Genomic DNA, 20,701 nt, shown 5'->3' on the forward strand with positions numbered 1-20,701 from the left:
AACTATGAACGATTTTTCACTTTGCCATATCTACCGCCTCCGCCAACCTCAAGCGAAAGCGTACCTTCACGCGCACCGACCAGGTATGCGGCTATTTCTTCACCCACTTCACTTACCAGTTCTTCCTGCGTTGTGCGGTGCAGCACATTCATCTCCGTTCCAAAACGTTGAAGCAATTGATTCAATTTCTTAGGACCAAGCCCAGGGATAAACTCCAGTGGGACTTGAAAATGATACGCCGGCCTGTAAGGTGGCAGAAACGGCTCTTGGCGATCCGCCAAATCCAGTATGCGATCCATAACGCCTCGAACGATCTTATTGCTGCCGCAATCTGCGCAGCGCTCTACTGTGCCCTCTTGCTCATCCAGAACGGCTTCACACAAGGAGCAGTAGGTTCTGTGATACTTGCCCAACCGGGGATTCAGCCCGTAGTTTGCGACCACGCCACGCCCTTCTTGGCGATGAAGCGCCTTAACGAGCTCATCATAAGTAGGCGCAGCCAGCTGTATCTCGTTATACTCACGCCCGATTTTACCCAGCGAATGCGCATCTGAATTGGTTATGAATGTAAAAGGATCCAGCTCAGAAATCAGTCCAGCCATCTCCGAATCGGCGCTTAGTCCAAGCTCCACGGCAGAGATACCTTCCAAATCAAGCAGATTTTCCATCCTGCTCGTTGCGCTGCCGTAGACGCTTTTGTGGGGTGTGAAAATGTGAGCGGGAATCAGGATTCCCCCTCTGCCAAGCACCTCTTCCTGCAAGACTCGCGCAGGCACATAGATTCGCTGTGAACTAAGCTCTACATTTTTCATATACCCCTTCATCCAGTTTGTAAATCCTTGCATGACCTCGAGATTGGGCATATACGCTAACAAATGTGCCGGCCCCATGCCAGGTTCCCTGACTTCAATCTCACTTCCCAGCAAGACGGTTGTATCCCGGTACCCGATACCTCCGCCCTCCAATTCCACCATCTCGCCACGATCCAAATAGGTCAGGATGTCGTTTTGCACGGAAGGCGAATGGCAGTCGATGATGCCGATGATCTCCATCCCTTTGCGGACGGCTGCTTCATGGGCAATATTGAAAAAGGTAAGGTTATTCGCGGCGCTAATCTTCACAGCTTGGCCGCTCTCCGTTCGTCCAATATGAATATGAAGGTCTACGTAATAAGACTTCATCTTAGATCTGGCCCGTTAACTTGTATAGCTGCCAAGCGTACACAGCCATAATGGTTTTGGCGTCGCTGATACGCCCTTCCCGCATATACTGCTGAGCTTGCGCCAGGGTAATGGCTTCACATTCCAGAAATTCATCTTCATCCGGATTGGCGTCTCCTTTGACCAAATCTTCCGCGATATAGAGATGAATAATTTCATCAGCAAATCCCGGAGACGTGTAAAAGGAGCTCACCAACCTCACGTTGTCAGACCGGTATCCCGTTTCTTCCTCCAACTCGCGTAATGCCGCTTTTAGCGGTTCTTCCCCTGCGTCCAGCTTGCCCGCCGGGATTTCAACCTGGCTTTTCTCCAGTGGTTTTCGATACTGCTCCACGACGATCATTTTATCCCCAATTAATGGTATGACCGCTACGGCACCTGGATGCTTCACGATTTCTCTCGTTGCCGTTTCCCCGTTTGGCAGTGTAACAGTGTCTAGCTGAAGGGATATGATTCTGCCTTTATAAATGGACTCCGTTTGTACAGTAACTTCTTCGAATTTTTTATGTACGGTCATTTGAACACCTCATCATTTTCTAAAATGGTATAACTTGTCCTACTTTTGCATATCGATCATTATATCAAATTTCAACCGGAAAAGAGGAAGATCGATATGAAGAGCTATATCGCGGAAAAACAAATTCGTCTGGTGGGAAAAGCCTGGGAAGTCAAGCGTCAGCTCCAGCTCATGCTGAAGCAAGGCGGGCCGAACATCACATTGATGGACTATGCATCTGGATTGCACAATCCACCGCAGCGCAAACACCTTGGAAATAAATAGGGTCCTGCCATAATCCCCTTCCCATCGAGGTAATCGGCAGTGGATATGGGCGTAAGCACTCAGCGATTTGCTCCGCCGGTACAGATGGCATCATCCTGATTTGATGCGTCTCCAAACGGTTCAGTTGCTCCTGAATGATCGCATATTCCTCTGCAATATTTTGCGGGAAAGGCAAGATAGCCTGACATCTCGCAGCAAGCTCCAATGCCGTTAGGGTATGGTGGCTAATCCCTCGATGCCGTGGCCGCTCATCGGCAAGGGAAAGGCGCGGAATCACAATCGGAGTCCCGCCTAAGGCGTATACGGCATTAACGAGCTCACCGACTTCAATCCCGGAATAGCCGTATCGTGTACCTGTACCAACAATCCCAGGTCCCATCGTTACGAGACATATGTCCGCTTTGGCAGCATGCTTAGCAGCAATCAACGCGCTAAATTTGTTCACTGCCTCCAGCTTTCCACCGTAAGCTTGCCCATACGTTATTGTGCTCTGAAGCCACCCCATGGCCTCCAGTTGTGCGATATGCTGACTCCAAGCTAACGGGAGTGCGCCGCCGTCCGTCATGATATAGGCAACGTTCCTCGCCATTTCTATCGGCTGAATCGGCTGCTTACGCTGCTGCTCACGGTATCGAAGCCAACACAGCGCCACAGGCAGCATACTATGTAATTCCCCAAGCAAGACTGGCATCCCCTCCAGCGTTTTCTCCTTTTGAAAAAGAGGATGAAACCTGCTGTTCTCTTCCTCCACAGCAAGCACACTCCGCTGCAACGGGGTGTATTTGAGTTTCATAATATGTCCGTCGGGTAGACGTTCAGCATCAGGGATATCGATGTCCATCGCTTGAGCAGGGAGGACGATGTGATAACCTCCTGAGCCTAATCCAAGTTCCTCAGCCGTCACATTCAGAATAACCACATCACCGGGACGAAGCGGCGGTGAACTATCGGTATAATGGACAGCGCGCTCCTCCTTGCCGTTATGCCGCATGATCACACGGACGACCTGCAGCCCTTCCCTAACCGAAATGATCGTGCTTACCTTGCCTTCCGCCCGCCTCAGCATGCCTATCTCCCCCTTGCAACTCGTTCCTTCTTGCAGCATATGTGACTTAGCGCAGAGTTAGGCTTACTATCAAAAAAACCGACTAGCGCGCCAACATTTGGCATCAACTAATCGGTATCTATCGCTTTAAACCTTTGCAGCTTCTTTCACAAGAGCAACGACCAATTCAGCCGTTTTGACCAGATCGCTAATGGCGATATGCTCTTTGGTCGTATGAATTTCGTGGTAACCGACGGCAAGATTCACCGTTGGAATCCCCATGCCGTTAAAGATGTTCGCATCGCTGCCGCCGCCGGAGTGGAACGTGCGAGCTGTTAATCCAAGCGTAGACAACGCTCTGGAAGTAAGCTGAACGATTGGAGCAGAGTCATCATGCATGTAAGAAGCATAAACGATGTCTGCGTTAAACTCGCAAGTCGTTCCTGCATCTGCCGCTGCGGATTCACAAGCTTCTTTCATCGCAGCGATTTGCGCTTCCAGCTTATGCTGCACAATGCTGCGAGCTTCCGCTTCCATCTTCACTTTATCGCATACGACGTTAAGTGGACCTACGCCGGAGAAACTGCCGATATTCGCCGTTGTTTCGTTATCAATGCGACCAAGCGACATGCGCGAAACAGCTTTGGAGGCTACTTGGATGGCACTGATGCCATCTTCCGGATTAACGCCTGCGTGTGCTGATTTGCCATGGAAAATGATCTCGATTTCCGCACGGCCAGGCGCGGCAGTTGCAATATCACCGATGCTGCCATTGGAATCCAGCGCGAAGCCGAATTCGGCTTCCATCATGCTGCGATCCATGGCACGAGCGCCTTTCAGGCCGCTTTCTTCCCCTGCCGTAATTACGAATTGAATACGGCCATGAGGAATGTTTTGCTCCTTAAGCACTTGAATACCTTCGAGCATAGCTGCGATGCCCGCTTTGTCGTCACTGCCCAGGATCGTAGTTCCGTCGCTGCGGATGTATCCATCTTCGCCAATTTGCGGCTTGATGCCTTTGCCTGGAGCAACGGTATCCATGTGCGATGTAAAGAAAATCGTCGGGATTGCGGCATTGCTGTCCGTCGCTTCCAATGTACAGATCAAATTGCCTGATCCGTGACCGCTTTTCGCCATCGAATCATCTTCAACGACCTTTAAGCCTAATTGACTGAACTTCTCTTTCAGCACCACACAAATTTCTTGCTCAAAGCGTGTTTCGCTGTCTACTTGCACGAGCGATATGAATTCTTCCACTAAACGGTTTTGCTGAATCATGTACTTTCCTCCGATACTCACTATGGGTTACAATAATACGGTACAAGCTTTTACGATAAAGGAGTGACTCTTCATGTTGCAGAATAGACGTTGGTTTAAAGTCGTGATTTACGTAATGCTCATCACCATGCTGCTATCCAGCATATTGTTTACTGCCGGATTATTTTTTGATTCCTAGTTTAATAAATTTTTGTATCGGCATTGTAACTTTCCAAATTTTCTTTGACTCTCTGCAGGAACCTGCCGCAGATCACACCATCCAGAATGCGGTGATCAAGCGACAGACACAGGTTAACCATAGAGCGGACTGCGATCATATCTTGAATAACGACAGGCTTCTTCACAATCGATTCGAAGGTCACAATGGCTGCTTGCGGGTAGTTAATGATCGGATAAGACAGAATCGAACCGAAGGAGCCTGTGTTGTTAACCGTGAACGTTCCGCCAACCATATCATTCAAGGACAACTTGCCGGCACGCGTCTTCTTCGTCAATTCATCAATTTCTCTGGCCAATCCGGCGATATTCTTTTGATCCGCCTTCTTAATCACTGGCGTCATAACCGAATCTTCCGTCCCTACGGATAGAGAGATGTTAATATCGCGTTTCACGATAATTTTATCTACGGCCCATACCGAGTTGATAATCGGGTAATCTTTAATCGCATTCACGACCGCTTTCATCATGAAAGCGAGATAGGTTAAATTAATGCCCTCGCGGCGCATAAAGTCGTCCTTCACTTTGTTCCGCAGAACGACGAGATTCGTCACATCCACTTCGATCATCGTCCATGCATGCGGAATTTCCGTTACACTTTGGCGCATGCGAGTAGCAATGGCATTACGAATTGGCGTTACATCGATGAAGTGCTCATTGCGCGAGTCCAGCGAATGACCTTCCGCTTCAATGAGCGGCGTCTGCGGGTTCGCAGACAGATGGATGCCCGAGCTGCGCACTGGCAGATTGGCAGGCTGCGTCTCAACTTGCGGAGCCGGCGCACTGTTTGCTACCGGTGCTGCTTGCTGGTTCGCATGAACAGCCGCAGCGGCAGGAGCCGATTTGGAGCCGCCGCCTGCGACGAATTGCTCGACATCCTTGCGCGTAATTCTTCCGCCAAGCCCTGTCCCAGGCACACGTGATAAATCTACGTTGTTCTCTTGGGCCAGGCGCTGAACAGCCGGTGAATAGCGGCCGCGCATGCTTTGGTCGCTGCCCTCTTCCGGCACGAACACACTCGTACCGCCAGCCTGTTCCGCAGCAGCAGCTGGCGAACCAACTGCTGCTCCTGCCGACTCCTCGATCAAACAAATGGCCTCGCCGACAGCCGCTGTTTCACCGTCGCCGACAATAATTTTCACTAAGGTGCCTTCAATCGGTGAAGGCATTTCTGTATTTACTTTCTCTGTGAAAAGCTCACAAAGTACGTCATATTGTTCGATATAATCGCCTGGCTTTTTCAGCCATTTGCCGATTGTAGCCGATACGAGGCTTTCCGCTAAATGCGGAACCGTTACCTCGGTGAGTCGACCGTTCGTTTGGTTCATGGGTGTACCTCCTAAGTTCAGGAAATGATCAATGGCATAAAATTAGACCAAAGGAATTGTAAAGCGATTAAAACATGGCAAGCTGGCGCATAGCTTCCTTCAGCTTATCGCTATTGAGCAAGAAGAACTTCTCCATAGGAGGGTTGCTGCCCACAGCCGGTGCGTCCGGTCCGCAAAGTCGCGCGATCGGTGCATCAAGTTCAAACAGCAGTTCTTCGGCGATGATGGCGGACACTTCAGCCCCAACGCCGCCTGTTTTGTTATCTTCATGCGTGATGAGCACTTTGCCCGTCTTTCTCACCGCTTCCAGGATTGCCTCTTTGTCCAAAGGCTGCAAAGTTCGCAAGTCCAGCACGTGGCAAGAAATACCTTCCTTCGCAAGCTCCTCAGCGGCTTGCAGCGCAAAATTCACGACCATCCCATAGGCGATGACCGTAATGTCCGTACCTTGACGCTTCACGTCAGCTTTGCCGATTGGCACGATGTAGTCCTCTTCCGGTACATCAGCGGACAGCGCAAGATACGCCTTCTTGTGCTCGAAGAACAACACGGGATCCGCATCACGGATCGCTGCCTTGAGCAATCCCTTCGCGTCATACGGATTGGAAGGCGCGACGATTTTCAGACCCGGCGTGCCGAAGAAAACCGATTCCGGACACTGGGAATGGTACAAGGCGCCTGCGCCGGTCGCCCCGTAAGGCGCACGAATCACAATCGGGCAAGACCAGTCGTTATTGGAACGATAGCGGATTTTCGCCGCTTCGCTTAGAATTTGGTTTGTCGCCGGGAAGATGAAATCGGCGAATTGAATTTCGGCAATCGGCTTCATGCCGTACATAGCCGCACCGATCGCTACACCGACGATAGCGGATTCCGCCAGCGGTGTATCCAACACGCGATCTTCTCCAAACTGATCGCGAAGCCCTTTGGTGGTGTTCAAGACACCGCCTTTGCCAACGTCTTCACCGAGGACGAAAACATTGTCGTCCCCTTGCATTTCCTCCTGCATCGCAGATCGGATAGCTTCCAAATAAGTAATGACTGCCATAAATTAGTGGTCATCTCCTTCTGCGTAAACGTGGCGAAGCGTATCTTCCGGCTTCGGATATGGAGCTTGATCCGCGTATTTCGTAGCTTCGTTAATCTCTTGCTTGAGTTCTTCCTGAAGCTCACGATCCTGCTCATCGCTCCATAGACCGCACTCCATCAAATATTCTTTGAACTTGACAATTCCGTCTTTTTGACGATTTTCCTCAACTTCCTCTTTCGTGCGATACAGCATATCATCATCGGAAGTGGAGTGCGGCATCAGACGGTAGGACATCATTTCGATCAGGGTAGGACCTTCTCCGCGAGCTGCGCGGTCTCTGGCTTCTTTGGTAACACGATACATTTCCAACACATCGCTGCCGTCAACTTGAACGCCCGGGAAACCATACCCAAGTGCGCGATCTGAAATTTTCCCTGCTACTTGTTTATGTAGGGGGACCGAAATGGCGTATTGATTATTTTCACAAACAAAAATGACAGGCAGTTTATGTACCCCGGCAAAGTTGCACCCTTCGTGGAAATCCCCCTGGTTGCTCGAGCCTTCTCCAAAAGAGACGTAAGTAACCAAATCTTGCTTTTTCATTTTGGCGGCAAGCGCGATGCCAGCAGCATGAGGGACTTGCGTCGTTACAGGAGAAGATCCTGTGACGATATGATTTTTCCGGTCACCGAAATGCCCCGCCATCTGTCTGCCGCCGCTGTTAACATCTTCTGCTTTACAGAATACGGCAAGCATAAGATCCTTCACGGTCATACCAACCGCAAGAACAAACGCATAATCACGATAATAAGGCAGGAAATAATCTTTCTTGGCTTCCATGGCGAAAGCCATCCCTACTTGACCTGCATATTGCCCCATCCCGGAAACGTGGAAAGGAATTTTGCCCGCACGCTGAAGCATAAAAGCACGTTCATCATATTTAGCCGCAAGACTCATGACTCTATACATACGAATAACGACTTCGTCAGATAACCCTAATGTTCTATGCTTATAAAGCTGACCAATGGACATGGAGGTTGCCTCCTTAAAATAATTTAGATGCTATTCTTATTACCTGGTCCTAAGACTTGACTCTATAAGCTTATTATAAACGCAAACGCTTATGATTACAATTTTTTATCCGCTAATGGCAATTCCATCCACAGCAAGCATAGCCTCGCCTAAAGCTTCGGACAAAGTAGGATGCGGATGAATCGTTTGTCCGACTTCCCAAGGCGTCGCGTTCAGCACCTGAGCCAAAGCCGCTTCGGTAATGGAATTCGTCACATGAGGTCCGATCATATGCACACCGAGAATGTCATTGGTCACACTGTCGGCAATCACTTTCACGAAGCCGTCGCTATCGCCGTAAACAAGCGCTTTCCCGATCCCTTTAAAGCTGAATTTGCCTACTTTTATTTGATGGCCAAGATCGATTGCTTGCTGTTCCGTGTACCCTACGCTGGCAATTTCAGGTCTCGTGTACGTACATTTTGGGACCAGATGCGCCTGAAGCTCGTGAGGTGTTTGACCTGCGATATGTTCTGAAGCAAGAATCCCTTCATGCCCTGCCATATGCGCCAGCATTAACCCGCCAATCACATCGCCGACCGCATAAATGTGGGATTCTGTTGTTTGCATAAAACGATTTACACGAACGACGCCTTTATCTACTTTGATATCCGTGTTTTCAAGTCCGATGCCCTCAATATTGGCTGCTCGGCCAACAGAAACAAGCACTTTATCAGCTTGCAGCTCGATCAACTCGCCTTGCTTGTCCGCTTGCAAAGAGACCAAACCTTCCGCGATCTTCACAGAGTCAGGCAGCACTTTTGCGCCAGTCACCAAGTTAATGCCGCGCTTTTTGAACAAGCGCTCAAGCTCCTTGGAGATATCGCCGTCTTCCAGACTTACCAACCGTTTCTCATACTCCACGATTGTTACCTCAACACCGAAATCACGCAGCATCGAAGCCCACTCGACGCCAATCACGCCGCCTCCAATGATGATGATTGACTTCGGAAGCTCGTTCATCCGCAGCGCATCTTCGCTTGTCATAATATGTGTGCCGTCAATCTCAAGCCCTGGCAAGCTGCGAGGTTTGGATCCGGTCGCGATCACCAAATTGCTCGAAAGCAGTGTTTCGATATCGCCGTCTTCCTTCTCAACTGACACAGCTCCACTGCGTGGCGAGAAAATCGAAGGACCGATGATACGTCCATTTCCGTAATGAACGGTAATTTTATTTTTCTTCATCAGGAATTGCAGCCCTTGGTGCAGTTGATCAACGATACGCTGCTTGCGCGCAATCACATTCTCAAACTTGAGTTCAAGAGAGCCTGCAGTGATCCCGTATTCCTCGCTTTTTTTCATAGTTGCATAGACTTCGGCGCTTCGAAGCAAGGCTTTGCTTGGAATACAGCCTTGGTGCAAACAAGTGCCTCCCAGTTTCTCTCTTTCAACAACCGCCACCGTTTTCCCCAGCTGAGCAGCCCGGATAGCAGCCGTGTAACCGCCGATTCCGCCGCCTAGTACAACAACATCATATCTATGTTCACTCATTATATAATTCCTCCTATTGCCCTCTGTGCCATCATAGTCTCTACTATATTACCCTTTTTTGGATCGGAAATCATAGTCTTATTTGTGAATTAGACAGGCAAACCGTTTCAGAGTATGATGATAGAAATACCATGATCCCTAGATGTAAGGAGCAGCTATGAAAGCACCATTTTACCGATTTATCGCCATTCTTCTACTCGTTATTCCCGGTTTGACAGCAACTTATGGATTTCTCTCCATGAAAGACGCTTTTTTCGCACAGTTCGACATGGACGGCCACATGCTGTGGGGGAAATTTTTTCTAGGCCTTATTCTATTTCTTTTGGGAGTCGCTTTTATTGGTGGTTGGACTTTCTTCCGCGACCGCAAACGTAATTATCTGGCACCCAGGTTTAAAGCCAAACGGCGCAAATAGACCGGACCCTCAATTACTCAAGTCCGGCCTAGACGGTCTAGCCAATTTAAGAATCGGTTCCGCTCGATCAGGGCGGTAATGGAACTTACTTCAGCCTGTTTATGCAGCAAGATGAGCACGATTACAATCAGACATTGCATCTCCCAAGGAAGGGTCATGATGACAGTATATCCGAGCGTAAATCCAAGCAGATTCGCTCCGGCGTCCCCCAGCATGCCCTTGCCTCGCACATCCATGCCATATACCAAATAAGCTCCTAGGCATACTGGCCAAATAGGAAATACTAGAGGAATGCTACCGCCCGCCATCCATAAGGATACAACCCCTACAGTCACTACACCTGTGAAAAAAAACTTCAGCGAACGCCCAGGACGCACATCAAGCAAGTTCAAAGCGTTCGTCATCAGCATAAGCAAAAGCATCTGCCCCCCTATCCACCAGATAGGGGTTTGTTCGTTTTCGGCTGACAATGCCAGCCATCCCGCAGCTGTGGCTATTCCTAGCGCCTTGACGGCTCCCATGGAGAACGTTTTTGTCTCTTTCCAATAACGATAATGACCTTTTAAACCTTTCACAGCCTTGCTGCCGATTAAATCATCCGTCCAACCCAACAAGAAAATGAGGCTAGCTGCAAAAACAAACACCTGATGGTTCGTTTCAAGCGATTCCATCTTCGTCAAAGGGCCTAGCTGCCAATAGGCAAGAACGCGATTAACCAATTGCAGAACAAGCTCCTGCAGCCATAGAAGCAGCCACAGCAGCGCTCCCAACCCGCGCGGGACCTCCTGTCCGGCATAGTTCGTTTCAAGTTGTCTATGGCCCTCCAGGAACCTCAGAACGTGCGGCAGCAGCCATCGCCCGGCTGCCGCAATCACCATCAGATCGAGGAGCGATCCGATGAGTACCATAGCTGCTTCCTCTCCTTCCAGCGAGACAGCAGCGCCAAGCTAACCGCGGCAAATTGCTTGCCGCGATGCATGAATCCGTGCCAATCCCGCCCCGTTTCGCGGTGCGTGATTGGCACGTCCAGCTCCACGATGCGCAGGCCGTGCCGCGCCGCATCAATGGTTAGCGCGACTTCCACGCCGAAGCCGCGCCGAAGCTCCCCAAGCTCCCGCAGCCGATCTGCGCGCACAGCGCGCTGGCCGGACAAGGGAGCTTCGGTCTCATAGCCGCTGAGTCGGCGGATGCCGCGGCGGGCCAAGCCCTTCACTAAGCCGAAGCCGGCTTTGGTGCGGGGCGGCGGGAGCTTCGCGATCGCCATGTCCGCTTCGTGCCGCAGCAGCGGCTCGATGAGAACGAGCGCCAGCCCGGCGGTAGCCCGCAGATCGGCGTCCAGAAAAAGCAGCAGATCGCCTCTGGCTTCGGCGACGCCTGACTGCATGGCTGCGCCTTTCCCGCAGCGACGTTCATGCTTAATCAGCTTGTCCGCCCACGGCCAAGCGGCTTCATAGGTTTTATCGCAGCTCCCGTCATCCACCACGATAATTTCAATTCGCATTCCCGGATTATACATCAGATCCACTTGATCCTGCAGGTGCCGAAGCGTATGTTCAATACTTCCTTCCTCATTCCAAGCAGGAATGATAATGGATATGTAAGGTTTCATCCTTCACCTCCGAGTTTCCATACCACATGGGCGACCCGCTTCACGATCCAATGCAATTGGAATAGACTCAATGCGATAAAAAATAGGGAAAGTAACAAAGTTGAGCTAATCTCTTTCGTCCAACCGCGAGACTTATATAGGATACCTATGCTCTTGATGTCCACCAATCGCGCCCCGACTTTCATTCTGACCAGGAGCGTGCTCCCCATGCCCGCTCTCCCTTTTTCCAGAAAATCAATCATATGCGTGCGCGCGCCTACCGTGACTAACACTTCACACCTTTTCTCGTAAGCAAACAACAGCGCCATATCCTCGCTTGTACCAAAACATGGAAGCACATGGGCGGAAAGCCCCAAATCTTCGACTCGCGAAAGTCCCGGCGCGGTTCCATCCTCATAAGCATGCACAACAATTTCAGCGCCGCAGGATAGCGCCTTATCTGTCACGCTGTCCATATCGCCAACGATTAAATGAGGCAAGTAGCCACACTCGAGAAGAGCGTCCGCCCCGCCATCCACCCCGATCAGCACTGGCTTTACTTCAGCAATATAAGCTTTTGCGGCAAGCAAATCCTTCTTATACCCTTTTCCTCTGGAAACAATCAACACATGCTTATCTTCCAAATTTGTTTGGATAGCTATCTGAGGGAGAGGCTCCATCACCGCATGCATTTCACGCATGGCGTAAGATAACGTATTATCAATGAAATGCTCCATCAATTGTGTCGTCCGTTCATTCGCTTGCTGCTGCATGCCAAGCCATTTTTCACGTGTAAAAGCGCTGCAAGGAATCACTTGATCCTCCATTAGGATCCGATCCTCATAAACCGAAATTTCCGAATTAGTCTTGAAAGCTTCGAATACAGCGCTATCTGCTTCCCAAATCGGAATTTGTTCTTGAAGCAGCATAAGAGGACCGAGTGTCGGATACCTTCCGCTCATTGTCAGATCGCAATTTATGACAGCCTTGACTTTCTGATCGATAAGCTCTTGAGCGGCTACTTCATCGAGGTCACGATGCCGGAGCACGACAATGCGTCCAGGGGGTAAATCACGAAGCAGTACTTTCGTGATCGCTCCTGCGCTAATTTTCCCTCTGCACTGCGGCAGCGGCTTAGAAGAAAACAATGACAGCGAAAACCAATTCAAAATAGACACCGACTTTCCTTTCGTCTATAGATACGTCTATTTTGCCCTCTGCCATGAAATTCTATGTATAATATGCCCAGTTAATGGCAAGCATTGAGGTTATATTCTTGAGGAAAGGAGATTAACATCCATGGAGCTAAACATGAGTGCAGAGGAAGTGCTAGGCCATATTGTGCAGCTTCACAGCACAGGGGAATCACTAGCCAAAAAAAATGTGAAAAAGCTGCATCCTGATCTGATGAAAAACGCCCTGTATTACTACCCAAGCTGGGAACACGCCTTGCAAAAAACAGGAGTGGGCAATATCGTTCACTAAACATACATAGACACACATAGTAAAGCTCCGAGTGGCTGATCGCATGCCAAACTCGGAGCTATTTTTTCACCTTTATTCCTCGATAACTTCCCATTCCACCTGGATCATGCGGTCGACCCAAGTCCTGATCTTGATTTCTATCGCGCTCTCAATTTCTTCCTCTGTCATTTCCCCTAGCTTATGTTCAGCGATTTCCAACACATCTTGCTTCACCACATCGCCGGCCACAGCCAATTGAATGCTGATACGCAAATCACTCACCTCTTCGACTCACATCTATTTTCATTTTAAAAAAACTTTCCATTGCAGCTGCTCCCATGAATATTTAGAATGAAGAGGTACTACAAACATTCTACAACGAAAAGAGGAAGATCCCATGTCCAAATCGCAAGCGCAGAAGCTGCGGCAGCGCCATTTACGAGAAGGTAAACTTGATCCTGCCATTCAGCGTCTACACTGGAACGGCGTGAATCCCGTATCCAAAAAGACCCCAAGCCTGAAAGAATTGCAAGCTAAACAGCTGCATAAACACAAATCAAGGAATTTGAACCATCATCATGGGGACGATTCCTTTTTTCATGCAATCGTAATGCCCTGTTCAGCTGCATAACGGATGCATGCTTCTTTTTCGTCGGGACGAAATGTATACTTGCAATCAAATCCATTAAAGAACAGCTTCCACTCCGTGACGACGCCCTCATCATCCACCGCCAACTCGGCTACATATAAAGAATCAGGCTCATCTTCGAACTGCAGCCCGATATGAAGTTGCACCTTGCCCTCCACGATTTCCTGCTCACAATAATCGATTATCACCAGCGTAAGGCCTCCTATTGAATAAAATCTTTTTTATTTATATAATATACTAACGCGCCCAAGCTAATAAAGATAAGGGCATGCTAGTAGGAGGAATTACTAATGGCTTATGATCCGCAAGTAGTAGACGCAACAATCGTTAGTGATAATAAAAAAAATGGTCTTTTCGAAGTGGTCGTTTCATTGAAAGACCGGAACAAATGCCGTTTATTCTTTGAAAGAGATTCCGAAACCGGAATCGGCAGAGTGACCGACCTGAATAGATTGATGAAAGAACCTTGCCCGATCTGCCGCAAAGATTACCTTTGCAACTGCCTAGACCGGTACAAAGAATCCATCGCAGATCAAGCTTTAACTCTCATAAAATAATTGCTGCATCTAGAAAATGGTTGGTCAGGAGGATATCCTGATCAACCATTTTGCTTTTTCTCACCTTTATATCGCTCGCAGGCGAGGATCCATTTTTCTACAATCTCCGGATTCGAAGCGAAATGTACATGCGTGTAGCCAGCCACAAGACTCCCGCTCGCATATCCATCCGTTTGAATCCCCATGCGTCCACTTGATTGAAAAGCAGCCGGTATAACCGCTCCCTCCGCCGGTTCAAAAGTGGAATAGTGAAACTCATGTCCACGTGCTTTTGCCCCGGCTGAGAGTAAGAAGTCGGCTTCATTCGTACCCGTAATTTCACGGTAGCCTAATGCCGCTAGCTTCTTTTGCATGGTCACTTTTCCAGGAACAATTCCTACCATGTTATAGGCATTTCCTGTCGTATCTACAATTTGCTCCGTTAAATACATGAAGCCGCCGCATTCCGCCAACGTTGGAAGACCTTCCGCAATGCGATTGCGGAAAGACGCTTTTACCCGCTCATCGGCTCCCAGACGGTCTGCAAATTCTTCTGGAAACCCGCCTCCGAGATATAAGCCATCCGCATTGAGCGGAACCTCCTCGCCTGCAAGAGGTGAGAAGAACACGCATTGCGCGCCTCCCTCCTCCAATAGTTCGAGGTTCTCCGGGTAATAAAAGTGAAATGCGGCATCCTTGGCTACCGCAATTCTCACACGCTTACGCGCACCTGGGTCTGCGCCAGGAAACAGCCGCATCTGACTTTCAACCGGTTTTGCCGCTGCCACTTCAACCAGTTGGTCCAAGTTCACGGTAGCGGCTACCTGATCAGCCAACTTGTCAAAAAAGGGCTGCAGTTCTCCTCTCTCGATCGATGGGACAAGCCCCAGGTGTCTCTCCGGCAGCTCAATGCTCGCATCACGCGGCATGTAGCCAAGAACAGGAATGCTGCATTCCTGCTCGATCGCTTGCTTCACCATCTTATAATGCGCTTCACTACCCGCACGATTGACAATGACTCCAACAATGTTGTCGCCTTGCCCAAATTGCTGAAAGCCCATGACAATAGCCGCTGCGCTTCTGGCCATGCTCGCAATATTCACAATGAGAACGACAGGAGCACCGAGAATTCGGCTAATGTCAGCCGTACTTCCCTGATCGGTTGCAGGATCTTTTCCATCAAACATCCCCATGACGCCTTCGATAATCGAAATATCGGAGCCGTTGCTGCCGCGAACAAACAATTCCTTTACCCCTTCACGGCCTACCATCCATGAATCCAAATTGCGGGAAGGTCTGCCTGTCACGGCTGTATGATAGGTCGGATCAATATAATCGGGACCGCATTTAAACCCTTGGACCGCCAGTCCACGTTTTTGTAGAGCAGCCATGATGCCAATTGCTAGCGTAGTTTTGCCAACACCGCTGCCCGTTCCCGCAATAACCATTCTACGTGTCGCGCCTTTATTCATAGACAGCCCGATAAAGCCCCTCTAGTAAACTTTGATAGCTGCTCGCTTCATAGGTTATTTCCGAGAAAGACACATGAGTGACTTTATTGCTCGTTTTAACGATAAAAAAACTGTCTTCCGCCCGACCCGGGTCAATATACGTGTAGCATTCGAGCTGGCTGCTTCCTGTTTTTTGGCGCAAAAATTCAGTTGCTTCCGCACTTGCATTTGCATACTTAGGCATGGTTGGATTCCTCTCAAACTAATAAATTCATGTTTCCTAGTATAACTTTTTCTTGATCTAAAATCCAAAAAAAGAAAAGACTCGGTAAACGAACCCTACCCAAGTCTCTTTGAAAACCATATTCATTTCAATGGCGCCTTTTTCCTCTTCAATGCCAGATAGCCGCCTAACAGCGAGACCGGCACGATCGCGAAGAAGCCAATCAGCTCATACCATAATGGGATACCGTTATTGCTCAGCATCGAATCGAACCCGATCGCCGCCCCAATGACACCAATACATGCCGCATTAAAATATTCCGCACGTTTCGCTACCCTGGCAGCGACATATCCGCCAAGAAACGACCAGAAAAGGCCAATGACTAAAAACAACAGTAAAAGCATGACATTTGAATAAAATGTGCTAATATCCTGCTCGTTCACCGGGTTGCTTCCAAAGTATAGGCTGCCAAATAAAACGGTTGATACCAAAGTCCCCACATTATCAACCGCAACACCTAACAGCACGCCCAGGAAATGAAATTTTCTTTCACTTTTTTGCTCAACCATAAATTATTCTTCTCTCCTGATTACTTGTCTAGATCTACTCATCATACCATGCTGAAGACCCAGTATCCAGTTTCTTACCAACCTGGCGACTACCCGCGCATCTTCCACCAAGCAGTGTTCGGTACTTCATCTGCATGAATACGCACGGTCTGGCCGATTTTCGGCGTTGCGATTCGGACATGATTTCCATGTGCCGCTTTCACTGCCCGCTCCACAGGATCGAACCAATCATGCAGCGCTAAGGTGAAAGCTCCCCAGTGAATGGGAATGAGCAGCTTTCCTTTCACATCCTGATGGGCTTGTACAGTCTCTTCAGGCAACATATGAATATCAGCCCAGCGTTGATCATATTGGCCGCATTCCATTAACGTAACATCGAAAGGCCCATATTTCCGGCCAATCGCTTCGAAATGAGGGGAATACCCGCTGTCTCCGCTGAAAAATACGTTGGATTGCTCGCCTTTGATTACCCAGGAACACCAGAGCGTGGCCCCGCGGTCAGTCATGCTTCTTCCTGAAAAATGCGTCGCTGGCGTACAGGCAAATGTCAGCCCATCGTAGGTGAACTCATCCCACCAATCGTATTCCGCGATTTTTTCAGGTGGCACACCCCAGCGTTCCAAATGGCCTCCGACCCCTAGCGGGACCAGAAATTTATTTACTTTGTGCTTAATTTTCAGAATAGTGCCGTAATCCAGGTGGTCATAGTGATCATGAGATAACACGACGGCGTCAATGACAGGCAGTTCCGCAACTTCAAAAGGCAACCCGCCGCTATATCTTCCCTTCCCAAACCAAGGAAAAGGGGACGGAGCTCGGCCAAACATAGGATCGAGTAATAGGGCCTTTCCATCGATTGTGAGCAGTGACGCGGAATGGCCAAACCATGTTACTTTCGTTTCGGTATCCTTTTGAAGAAGCGGGGCTTCCATAACAAAGGGGATTGACGGTCGACGATTAGGGGCGCTTTTGGTAAAATCACGCAAAATACCCAATGTCGTTTTTAAGTTCATCTCCATCATGGCCGGAGCAGGATTTTGAAATTTCCCTTGAACAAATTGGGGAGAACGCGCTAATTTCAACGCTTTTTCCTTGGAAGGCCGTCGTCCAAAAACCGGATATCCATACATAACTAGCACAATAACAACAATAAGCACCATAACAATCACTAATGTTAATAACAACTTCTTCGCGCCTCCAAGCTTTACCTTACGGTGGTTAGTATGTTTTGACTTAGATGTATAACGTAAATTTGCAAAGTTTGGTTCCAATTTTTTTGCAATTCGGGACAAAAGCACAATCAGTCCTCTCGCCCAAACATTCATTTGAAAATAGTCATAAGCTATCTCGAAACACAAACCAAATCTCAGTTGGAGGTTGATTCGGATGAGTTGTGGAACTGGTGGGTATAATTCTTCAGCAGCAATCTTGGTTCTTTTCATTTTGCTGGTAATCATCACTAGCGCATTCGTTTGGTAATTAAACTTACAGAAAGGCTACCTGTTTGATAGGTAGTCTTTCTGACATTCCATCTACAACTTGCCCTTTTTAGTTAATTCACGGGGGACTCGCTTGTGATTAATTCATATAAATCATTTACTTCGCAGCCCAAAGTAACGGCAATCGAAATGGCCGACTTGAGCGGCATAATTCGTTTATTTTCCGCGAAATCAGAGAGCTTCTCCGGCTTATAATGCAAATCTTGTGCTAATTCCTCCATCGACATCCCCTTTTCTTGCAAACGCTCACTTAGCAGACACCTGCCGAGTTCATATTTCATGGATAAAATCCTCCGCTTCATCTCGTTGTAGGAAACAATAAAACCCAATAAACCAAATTGGTTCATTGGGTCCATATACGGTTATAAAGATTCTAACTGTCTCAAGAAACCTTATGCTCGATTCTGAGCTTATCCGCCACCATCGCGATGAATTCGCTATTCGTCGGCTTCGATTTCGAGATATTAATCGTGTAGCCAAAAATAAAGGAAATGCTGTCGATGTTGCCACGCGTCCAAGCGACTTCAATCGCGTGACGAATTGCGCGCTCAACGCGGCTAGGCGTCGTTTTGTACTTTTCAGCAATTGCTGGGTAAAGCGTTTTGGTAATCGCGCCTAGAATTTCGATGTTATTATACACCATCGTAATCGCTTCGCGAAGATATTGATATCCTTTAATATGTGCAGGAACGCCGATTTCATGTATGATGCTGGTGATATTTGCGTCCAAATTTTTTCCTTTAGGCATATGTACGACATTCGCGCGAGGTGTTGAAGCCGAGGAGGTTGTCGCATTGGTTTGCGTATTGCCTACCAGTTGGCGGATTCGATTCGTTAACGTTTCCATGTCAAAAGGCTTTAGTATGTAATAAGAGGCTCCAAGCTGTACAGCTTTTTGCGTAATATTTTCCTGACCGAACGCTGTCAGCATGATGATCTTGGGTTGTGTAGGGAGGTTCATTTCCCTCATTTTTTCGAGTACACCCAAACCGTCCAGATGAGGCATAATAATATCTAAAATGAGTACGTCTGGTAATTCGCGTTGTTGTTCGAGAAAACGAAGAACTTCATTACCGTTGTACGCAACCCCTACAATTTCCATATCCTCTTGCTCACCAATGAACTCGGATAATAAATGGGTAAACTCACGGTTATCGTCGGCTAGTAAAACTTGAATTTTTTGCAACGTAAAATCCTCCTTTAGCTACTGGGCAGGTTTGGTTATTTCTCTCTTAAGAAAGGTATTCGACACCCCAACTTAAATTCCTTCTGTCGAATATTATTTTTCTTTTCTTTTATTTCACTTTCTTATATAATAATATATTTATCTTCTGCATACTACATTTTTCGACAATTTCACAGTAAAACGGATATTCCTTTGTAGAATCCGGTTAAAATAAAACAAAGAACCAAAGGCTTTAGCTCGCCTTTGATTCTTTGAAAGTCGCTCCATTTGATGGTCTAAGAATGATCCCTGAGTCTTGCAGCATCCACTCGATAAAGCAACCATAGCCGCTGGTAGGATCATTAACAAACACATGCGTGACGGCACCGATGAGTTTCCCATTTTGAATGATGGGGCTGCCGCTCATCCCTTGCACAATACCGCCCGTTTTATCTAATAAACGAGGATCTGTGATTTTGATGACCATGCCTTTTGTCCCTGGCGTGTCCTGTTTAGAGACGTGTACAACTTGAATATCGAATTTCTCAACCTTCTGGCCTTCGACGACGGTATAAATCTGTGCCGGACCTTCCTTCACTTCCTCAGCGAAAGCAACAGGAATAGCTTCTTTATCCAAGCTGTGATCAGGTGCTGCATACATTTTGCCGAAGATACCGAAAGCAGTGTTACGTTCGATATTGCCAATCACTTTGCTATCTTTGTAAAGCGTAGCATGTTTTTCGCCGGGATCGCCGTTGTGGCTTTTGGAAATTGAGGTCACATTAGAATACACGATATCCCCGTCACCTACAATAATTGGCGTCTGGGTATCCATATCCGTGATGACATGTCCCAGAGCTCCATATACACCCTGATCAGGCGCATAGAAGGTCAGAGTGCCAACACCTGCAGCTGAGTCGCGGATATATAATCCCAAACGATAAGACTTGTCTACAACATCATAAACGGGTTGAAGCTTAACCGAGATCTCTTCATTGTTGCGCAGGATTTTGAGATCCAGAGGCGTTTTGCTCTCTCCGGATTTGGCAACCAGGTCCGCAACCTTACTGACATCCTTCGAATCCTTGCCATTGATTTTGGTAATCAAATCTCCGACTTGAATTTTGGCTTCTTCACCAGGTGAAACTTTTTGGTCTGGGGCAACAGTGACCAAGTGATGACCTACCACCAGAATACCGGCAGACTTAATCTTCACCCCGATGGTTTGCCCACCTGGAATGACTTTCAAATCAGGTACGACATTCACTTTCACTGTTTTAATCGGTATTGCGCCGAACAGCTTGAGCTTCATTTCGGTTTGCCCAGAGCGATCGGACTGTAATGAAATGGGTTCGTTCAGATTAACTTGAAATGAGTGCTCAGCATTGCCATTTACCTTCACAATGTCCGTGTCTTTGACCGTCACTTGAGCGCTAACGGGCATCGTTAATTGTAGCTGCTTTCCTTGACCGCTAAACAAGCGGAGTTCTTGGGGGAAAGAGGCAAAACTTTGAAAAGGCGGAGACAAACTTACCATACAAACGAAGAAGACGAGCAGGAGTCCGAACAATCTTTTCCTTTTGCTGGATTGCAATATCTTCACGCTCCCTCACACATCCTTAGGCCCTGACGAACTTCGTCGTCAAATGCGTACCTATAAGTTAACCCCACTCCCCCTGTTT

Annotated in this window: 27 protein-coding genes; 7 read left to right on the plus strand and 20 right to left on the minus strand. The window is 48.2% G+C overall.

The features are described from left to right. Positions 1–2: 2 nt before the first annotated feature. A complete protein-coding gene (locus AC3WTJ_RS09085) occupies positions 3–1,181 on the minus strand; it encodes an endonuclease Q family protein (protein ID WP_492521504.1) in 1,179 nt (392 codons plus the stop codon). Position 1,182: 1 nt separating this feature from the next. Continuing rightward, on the minus strand, positions 1,183–1,737 hold the full coding sequence (locus AC3WTJ_RS09090) for an NUDIX hydrolase (RefSeq protein WP_492521505.1): 555 nt from the start codon (positions 1,735–1,737) through the stop codon (positions 1,183–1,185). Positions 1,738–1,833: 96 nt separating this feature from the next. Between AC3WTJ_RS09090 and mciZ the strand changes: the two genes are divergently transcribed. Next, positions 1,834–2,001 carry a Z-ring formation inhibitor MciZ gene (gene mciZ / locus AC3WTJ_RS09095; protein WP_492521506.1) on the plus strand — a complete coding sequence of 56 codons (168 nt, stop codon included), beginning with the start codon at positions 1,834–1,836 and terminating at the stop codon, positions 1,999–2,001. On the opposite strand, the gene AC3WTJ_RS09100 is transcribed toward mciZ, so the two are convergent. Next, on the minus strand, positions 1,934–3,067 hold the full coding sequence (locus AC3WTJ_RS09100) for a DUF3866 family protein (RefSeq protein WP_492521507.1): 1,134 nt from the start codon (positions 3,065–3,067) through the stop codon (positions 1,934–1,936). The two genes, mciZ and AC3WTJ_RS09100, sit on opposite strands and share 68 nt — an antisense overlap. A gap of 126 nt (positions 3,068–3,193) precedes the next feature. Continuing rightward, positions 3,194–4,324: a M20/M25/M40 family metallo-hydrolase gene (locus tag AC3WTJ_RS09105; RefSeq protein WP_157319948.1), complete on the minus strand. Its 1,131-nt coding sequence runs from the start codon at positions 4,322–4,324 to the stop codon at positions 3,194–3,196. A 73-nt stretch (positions 4,325–4,397) separates the two neighbouring features. Here AC3WTJ_RS09105 and prli42 point away from each other — a divergent pair, with 73 nt between their 5' ends. Then, positions 4,398–4,502 (plus strand): stressosome-associated protein Prli42, encoded by a 105-nt coding sequence (gene prli42 / locus AC3WTJ_RS09110; RefSeq protein WP_307719957.1) that lies wholly within the window; start codon positions 4,398–4,400, stop codon positions 4,500–4,502. 1 nt (position 4,503) lies between these two features. Here prli42 and AC3WTJ_RS09115 read toward each other — a convergent pair whose 3' ends face one another. The 4 genes from AC3WTJ_RS09115 to lpdA form a co-directional block, all read right to left on the minus strand. Beyond that, positions 4,504–5,868: a dihydrolipoamide acetyltransferase family protein gene (locus tag AC3WTJ_RS09115; RefSeq protein ID WP_492521508.1), complete on the minus strand. Its 1,365-nt coding sequence runs from the start codon at positions 5,866–5,868 to the stop codon at positions 4,504–4,506. A gap of 67 nt (positions 5,869–5,935) precedes the next feature. Beyond that, positions 5,936–6,916, minus strand: a complete 981-nt coding sequence (locus tag AC3WTJ_RS09120) for an alpha-ketoacid dehydrogenase subunit beta (RefSeq protein WP_127458222.1) — start codon at positions 6,914–6,916, stop codon at positions 5,936–5,938. Between the two features lie 3 nt (positions 6,917–6,919). Next, entirely contained in the window at positions 6,920–7,930 is a 1,011-nt protein-coding gene (locus AC3WTJ_RS09125; protein WP_492521509.1) for a thiamine pyrophosphate-dependent dehydrogenase E1 component subunit alpha, read from the minus strand. 105 nt (positions 7,931–8,035) lie between these two features. Then, entirely contained in the window at positions 8,036–9,460 is a 1,425-nt protein-coding gene (gene lpdA, locus AC3WTJ_RS09130; protein ID WP_492521510.1) for a dihydrolipoyl dehydrogenase, read from the minus strand. Between the two features lie 157 nt (positions 9,461–9,617). Between lpdA and AC3WTJ_RS09135 the strand changes: the two genes are divergently transcribed. After that, on the plus strand, positions 9,618–9,875 hold the full coding sequence (locus AC3WTJ_RS09135) for a DUF2627 domain-containing protein (protein WP_492521511.1): 258 nt from the start codon (positions 9,618–9,620) through the stop codon (positions 9,873–9,875). Between the two features lie 17 nt (positions 9,876–9,892). On the opposite strand, the gene AC3WTJ_RS09140 is transcribed toward AC3WTJ_RS09135, so the two are convergent. Genes AC3WTJ_RS09140 through steA form a run of 3 tightly spaced genes read right to left on the minus strand, consistent with a single transcriptional unit; the run spans position 9,893 to position 12,641 of the window. Next, a complete protein-coding gene (locus AC3WTJ_RS09140) occupies positions 9,893–10,783 on the minus strand; it encodes a hypothetical protein (RefSeq protein WP_492521512.1) in 891 nt (296 codons plus the stop codon). Next, a complete protein-coding gene (locus AC3WTJ_RS09145; protein ID WP_492521513.1) occupies positions 10,753–11,484 on the minus strand; it encodes a glycosyltransferase family 2 protein in 732 nt (243 codons plus the stop codon). The genes AC3WTJ_RS09140 and AC3WTJ_RS09145 overlap by 31 nt, the downstream gene beginning before the upstream one ends. Next, positions 11,481–12,641 carry a putative cytokinetic ring protein SteA gene (steA, locus tag AC3WTJ_RS09150; protein WP_492521514.1) on the minus strand — a complete coding sequence of 387 codons (1,161 nt, stop codon included), beginning with the start codon at positions 12,639–12,641 and terminating at the stop codon, positions 11,481–11,483. The genes AC3WTJ_RS09145 and steA overlap by 4 nt, the downstream gene beginning before the upstream one ends. A 121-nt stretch (positions 12,642–12,762) precedes the next feature. On the opposite strand from steA, the gene AC3WTJ_RS09155 reads away from it, so the two are divergent. Next, complete coding sequence (locus AC3WTJ_RS09155; RefSeq protein WP_157319941.1) at positions 12,763–12,948, plus strand: hypothetical protein; 186 nt, start codon at positions 12,763–12,765, stop codon at positions 12,946–12,948. A 72-nt stretch (positions 12,949–13,020) separates the two neighbouring features. On the opposite strand, the gene AC3WTJ_RS09160 is transcribed toward AC3WTJ_RS09155, so the two are convergent. Continuing rightward, positions 13,021–13,209, minus strand: coding sequence for a hypothetical protein (locus AC3WTJ_RS09160; protein WP_492521515.1), 189 nt, complete (start codon positions 13,207–13,209; stop codon positions 13,021–13,023). A 115-nt stretch (positions 13,210–13,324) separates the two neighbouring features. Here AC3WTJ_RS09160 and brfA point away from each other — a divergent pair, with 115 nt between their 5' ends. Continuing rightward, on the plus strand, positions 13,325–13,558 hold the full coding sequence (gene brfA, locus AC3WTJ_RS09165; RefSeq protein ID WP_492521516.1) for a ribosome rescue factor BrfA: 234 nt from the start codon (positions 13,325–13,327) through the stop codon (positions 13,556–13,558). Here brfA and AC3WTJ_RS09170 read toward each other — a convergent pair. Further along, complete coding sequence (locus tag AC3WTJ_RS09170) at positions 13,525–13,764, minus strand: hypothetical protein (RefSeq protein WP_492521517.1); 240 nt, start codon at positions 13,762–13,764, stop codon at positions 13,525–13,527. The genes brfA and AC3WTJ_RS09170 overlap by 34 nt on opposite strands. A 102-nt stretch (positions 13,765–13,866) precedes the next feature. Here AC3WTJ_RS09170 and AC3WTJ_RS09175 point away from each other — a divergent pair, with 102 nt between their 5' ends. Next, positions 13,867–14,133: a hypothetical protein gene (locus tag AC3WTJ_RS09175; protein ID WP_127449685.1), complete on the plus strand. Its 267-nt coding sequence runs from the start codon at positions 13,867–13,869 to the stop codon at positions 14,131–14,133. A gap of 41 nt (positions 14,134–14,174) precedes the next feature. Here AC3WTJ_RS09175 and AC3WTJ_RS09180 read toward each other — a convergent pair whose 3' ends face one another. From AC3WTJ_RS09180 to AC3WTJ_RS09195, 4 genes are all read right to left on the minus strand, one after another. Then, complete coding sequence (locus AC3WTJ_RS09180) at positions 14,175–15,584, minus strand: cobyrinic acid a,c-diamide synthase CobB (RefSeq protein WP_492521518.1); 1,410 nt, start codon at positions 15,582–15,584, stop codon at positions 14,175–14,177. Then, a complete protein-coding gene (locus tag AC3WTJ_RS09185; RefSeq protein ID WP_492521519.1) occupies positions 15,577–15,807 on the minus strand; it encodes a hypothetical protein in 231 nt (76 codons plus the stop codon). The genes AC3WTJ_RS09180 and AC3WTJ_RS09185 overlap by 8 nt, the downstream gene beginning before the upstream one ends. Positions 15,808–15,929: 122 nt before the next feature. Next, positions 15,930–16,355: a hypothetical protein gene (locus AC3WTJ_RS09190; RefSeq protein WP_127449678.1), complete on the minus strand. Its 426-nt coding sequence runs from the start codon at positions 16,353–16,355 to the stop codon at positions 15,930–15,932. Positions 16,356–16,444: 89 nt separating this feature from the next. Next, entirely contained in the window at positions 16,445–17,539 is a 1,095-nt protein-coding gene (locus tag AC3WTJ_RS09195; protein ID WP_492521520.1) for an MBL fold metallo-hydrolase, read from the minus strand. Between the two features lie 202 nt (positions 17,540–17,741). On the opposite strand from AC3WTJ_RS09195, the gene AC3WTJ_RS09200 reads away from it, so the two are divergent. Further along, on the plus strand, positions 17,742–17,834 hold the full coding sequence (locus AC3WTJ_RS09200; protein WP_145655433.1) for a YjcZ family sporulation protein: 93 nt from the start codon (positions 17,742–17,744) through the stop codon (positions 17,832–17,834). Between the two features lie 73 nt (positions 17,835–17,907). Here the strand turns inward: AC3WTJ_RS09200 and AC3WTJ_RS09205 are convergent, their stop codons facing one another. From AC3WTJ_RS09205 to spoIVB, 3 genes are all read right to left on the minus strand, one after another. Further along, positions 17,908–18,135, minus strand: a complete 228-nt coding sequence (locus AC3WTJ_RS09205; protein WP_492521521.1) for a helix-turn-helix domain-containing protein — start codon at positions 18,133–18,135, stop codon at positions 17,908–17,910. A gap of 101 nt (positions 18,136–18,236) precedes the next feature. Beyond that, entirely contained in the window at positions 18,237–19,040 is an 804-nt protein-coding gene (gene spo0A / locus AC3WTJ_RS09210; RefSeq protein ID WP_157319935.1) for a sporulation transcription factor Spo0A, read from the minus strand. 232 nt (positions 19,041–19,272) lie between these two features. Further along, complete coding sequence (spoIVB, locus tag AC3WTJ_RS09215) at positions 19,273–20,613, minus strand: SpoIVB peptidase (protein WP_174806719.1); 1,341 nt, start codon at positions 20,611–20,613, stop codon at positions 19,273–19,275. Between the last annotated feature and the right edge of the window lie 88 nt (positions 20,614–20,701).

This window comes from Paenibacillus sp. FW101-FHT12H11 (assembly GCF_058790355.1).

Coding starts and splice junctions, on each gene's coding strand:
- AC3WTJ_RS09085 (WP_492521504.1), bottom strand. CDS start 1,181: ATGAAGTCTTATTACGTAGACCTTCATATTCATATTGGACGAACGGAG.
- AC3WTJ_RS09090 (WP_492521505.1), bottom strand. CDS start 1,737: ATGACCGTACATAAAAAATTCGAAGAAGTTACTGTACAAACGGAGTCC.
- mciZ (WP_492521506.1), top strand. CDS start 1,834: ATGAAGAGCTATATCGCGGAAAAACAAATTCGTCTGGTGGGAAAAGCC.
- AC3WTJ_RS09100 (WP_492521507.1), bottom strand. CDS start 3,067: ATGCTGAGGCGGGCGGAAGGCAAGGTAAGCACGATCATTTCGGTTAGG.
- AC3WTJ_RS09105 (WP_157319948.1), bottom strand. CDS start 4,324: ATGATTCAGCAAAACCGTTTAGTGGAAGAATTCATATCGCTCGTGCAA.
- prli42 (WP_307719957.1), top strand. CDS start 4,398: ATGTTGCAGAATAGACGTTGGTTTAAAGTCGTGATTTACGTAATGCTC.
- AC3WTJ_RS09115 (WP_492521508.1), bottom strand. CDS start 5,868: ATGAACCAAACGAACGGTCGACTCACCGAGGTAACGGTTCCGCATTTA.
- AC3WTJ_RS09120 (WP_127458222.1), bottom strand. CDS start 6,916: ATGGCAGTCATTACTTATTTGGAAGCTATCCGATCTGCGATGCAGGAG.
- AC3WTJ_RS09125 (WP_492521509.1), bottom strand. CDS start 7,930: ATGTCCATTGGTCAGCTTTATAAGCATAGAACATTAGGGTTATCTGAC.
- lpdA (WP_492521510.1), bottom strand. CDS start 9,460: ATGAGTGAACATAGATATGATGTTGTTGTACTAGGCGGCGGAATCGGC.
- AC3WTJ_RS09135 (WP_492521511.1), top strand. CDS start 9,618: ATGAAAGCACCATTTTACCGATTTATCGCCATTCTTCTACTCGTTATT.
- AC3WTJ_RS09140 (WP_492521512.1), bottom strand. CDS start 10,783: ATGGTACTCATCGGATCGCTCCTCGATCTGATGGTGATTGCGGCAGCC.
- AC3WTJ_RS09145 (WP_492521513.1), bottom strand. CDS start 11,484: ATGAAACCTTACATATCCATTATCATTCCTGCTTGGAATGAGGAAGGA.
- AC3WTJ_RS09155 (WP_157319941.1), top strand. CDS start 12,763: ATGGAGCTAAACATGAGTGCAGAGGAAGTGCTAGGCCATATTGTGCAG.
- brfA (WP_492521516.1), top strand. CDS start 13,325: ATGTCCAAATCGCAAGCGCAGAAGCTGCGGCAGCGCCATTTACGAGAA.
- AC3WTJ_RS09175 (WP_127449685.1), top strand. CDS start 13,867: ATGGCTTATGATCCGCAAGTAGTAGACGCAACAATCGTTAGTGATAAT.
- AC3WTJ_RS09180 (WP_492521518.1), bottom strand. CDS start 15,584: ATGAATAAAGGCGCGACACGTAGAATGGTTATTGCGGGAACGGGCAGC.
- AC3WTJ_RS09185 (WP_492521519.1), bottom strand. CDS start 15,807: ATGCCTAAGTATGCAAATGCAAGTGCGGAAGCAACTGAATTTTTGCGC.
- AC3WTJ_RS09190 (WP_127449678.1), bottom strand. CDS start 16,355: ATGGTTGAGCAAAAAAGTGAAAGAAAATTTCATTTCCTGGGCGTGCTG.
- AC3WTJ_RS09200 (WP_145655433.1), top strand. CDS start 17,742: ATGAGTTGTGGAACTGGTGGGTATAATTCTTCAGCAGCAATCTTGGTT.
- AC3WTJ_RS09205 (WP_492521521.1), bottom strand. CDS start 18,135: ATGAAATATGAACTCGGCAGGTGTCTGCTAAGTGAGCGTTTGCAAGAA.